This is a genomic window from Neisseria sp. P0009.S007 (genome assembly GCF_051962515.1).
In genome coordinates this window covers 1-2,491 of sequence record NZ_JBQCVF010000204.1, presented here as the reverse complement: position 1 = coordinate 2,491, position 2,491 = coordinate 1, and the positions used below count along the sequence as shown (strand labels likewise).

2 protein-coding genes and 1 tRNA gene are annotated in these 2,491 nt (G+C 49.4%); all 3 read left to right on the top strand.

Translation table 11 applies throughout. From position 1 onward, the window contains the following. Nucleotides 1-99 (top strand): SDR family oxidoreductase (locus tag ACTHS3_RS11600; protein ID WP_440368003.1); only part of this gene is annotated, 99 nt, incomplete at its 5' end. A 264-nt stretch (nucleotides 100-363) separates the two neighbouring features. Then, entirely contained in the window at nucleotides 364-2,346 is a 1,983-nt protein-coding gene (locus ACTHS3_RS11595) for a cation:proton antiporter domain-containing protein (RefSeq protein ID WP_440368002.1), read from the top strand. A gap of 69 nt (nucleotides 2,347-2,415) precedes the next feature. Further along, nucleotides 2,416-2,491, top strand: a tRNA-Val gene (locus ACTHS3_RS11590).

The window sequence follows — 2,491 nt, the reverse complement described above, 5'->3', positions numbered from 1 at the left end:
CAAGATATTGCCGATGCAGTCTTGTTCTTGGCTTCTGATCAGGCAAAATACATTACCGGTCAGACACTTCATGTCAACGGCGGCATGTTGATGCCTTAAACCATTTATTTAAAGGCCGTCTGAATATTTCAGACGGCCTTTTTTGTCAATCAAAACACTACTTTACATTCTATCTTGATATAATCTTAATAATCCGTTAGATAACGCTCGAAACAGTAAGTCCAAATAAGCATGATACGGGAAATCAAATCGCAGAAATGAAGTTCATTCTGTGCGTTTTTATTTGGGTTTGCTGTCGGTTTTCGACGTGTTTCAGACGGCCTATATAACAATAGCTACTCTTAACGAAAGGCCGCCCACTCTATGCACGAATTCTCCCTCGGACCCATTGTCATTGTCTTGTTGGTTTCCGTCATTACAGTTATCTGCTGTCGCAAGTTCAACATTCCTTCCATGCTCGGTTATCTTTTGGTCGGTTTTATTGCCGGTCCGGGTATGTTCAAACTGATTCCGCAAAGCCATGCCACCGACTATTTGGGCGAAATAGGCATTGTATTCTTGATGTTCAGCATCGGTCTCGAATTCTCCCTGCCCAAACTCAAAGCCATGCGCCGTCTCGTATTCGGCTTGGGCGGTTTGCAAGTCATCATTACCATGCTCTCGATTATGGGCATTTTGATGGCAATGGGCACGCCGTTTAACTGGGCGTTTGCCACTGCGGGCGCACTGACCATGTCGTCCACCGCCATCGTCAGCCGCATTCTGTCGGAGAAAACCGAGCTGGGTCAGCCACATGGACAAATGGCCATGGGTGTTTTGCTGATGCAAGATATTGCCGTGGTACCGCTGATGATTCTGATTCCGGCACTTGCTGGCGGCAGCGAAGGCAACTTGTGGGTAGAACTGGGCTTGGCCGGTTTGAAAATGTTGCTGACCTTGGGCATTTTGTTTGTTGTCGGCAGCCGTGTGATGTCGCGCTGGTTCAGACTGGTTGCCAAACGCAAATCGTCCGAACTCTTTATGATCAACGTTTTGCTGGTTACTTTGGGCGTGGCCTATCTGACGGAGCTTGAAGGCCTGTCTATGGCATTGGGCGCATTCGTTGCCGGTATGCTGCTTTCCGAAACCGAATACCGTATTCAGGTGGAAGACGACATCCGTCCATTCCGCGATATCCTGCTGGGCTTCTTCTTCATTACCGTCGGTATGAAGCTGGATATTCAGGCGCTGATCGGCAACTGGCAGCAAATCCTGATTTTGTTGGCAATCCTGTTGGTCTTGAAAGCACTGGTCGTCTTCATCATCGCTTTGCGCATGAAAAACCCTACGAGCGACAGCCTCAAGAGTGCGCTTTATTTGGCACAAGGCGGCGAGTTCGGTTTCGTGATGCTGGCTATTTCCAGCAAAATCAATATGGTTTCGCCCGAATTGGAACAAGCAGCCACTGCAGCCGTCTTGCTCTCCATGATTGCCGCACCATTCATTTTGGGCAGCAGCGATGCCATCGTCAGCCGCTTTGTTAAATCCGACTGGGACATGAAAGCCTTGGACTTGCACTCCATGCTGGTGGAAACCATGAGCAAATCCGAACACGTCCTAATTATCGGTTTCGGACGCGGCGGTCAATCGGTTGCCCGTGTATTGGCGCAAGAAGGCATCCCCTACTTTGCCCTTGACTTGGATATTGCCCGCGTACAAGTGGCACGCAACGCAGGCGAACCGGTTTCCTTTGGCGATGCCAAACGCCGTGAAGTCTTGGAAGCCGCCGGCTTGGGACGTGCCAAAATAGTGGTCATCACGCTGAACAATATGCATGAAACCCAACATGTTCTCGGCAACATCATGTCCATGCATCCGAGCATGCCGGTTTATGTTCGCGCCACCAATGACGATTACGTTAAAACCTTTACCGAAATGGGTGCTGAAGAAACCGTCTCCGATACCAAAGAAACCAGCCTGGTGCTGGCAAGCTATGCCATGTTGGGCCACGGCCTTTCCTACAACCATGTTTATCAAACCATAACCCACATCCGTCACAGCCGCTATGCATCTTTGCAAGACTTGTTTGTCGGCAGTGATGATGACAGCTTCTCCGACGAAGACAGCAAGGCCGTCTGCCGCCATGCCTTCCCATTGCAAGGCGAGGCACATGCCATCGGTAAAACCATCCGTGAATTGCCCTTGACCGCCCATCATCTGAAACTATTGTTTATCCGCCGCAATACCGGAAAAATCCAAGACCTTGACCCTGATTTCGTTCTGGAAACCGGCGACATTTTGGTTGTCGCAGGCAAACAGGAAGAAATTATTTCCTTTGAAAACTGGTGCTTGCAGGGAGACATCTAATTATCGGCAAATAAATCTTGCGCGCATCAGGATTTTTTGGTTTAATAACGTCTTCGCAATTTTGCGCATGGGTGATTAGCTCAGTTGGTAGAGCGTCTGCCTTACAAGCAGAATGTCGGCGGTTCGACTCCGTCATCACCCACCA

Coding starts and splice junctions, on each gene's coding strand:
- ACTHS3_RS11595 (WP_440368002.1), top strand. CDS start 364: ATGCACGAATTCTCCCTCGGACCCATTGTCATTGTCTTGTTGGTTTCC.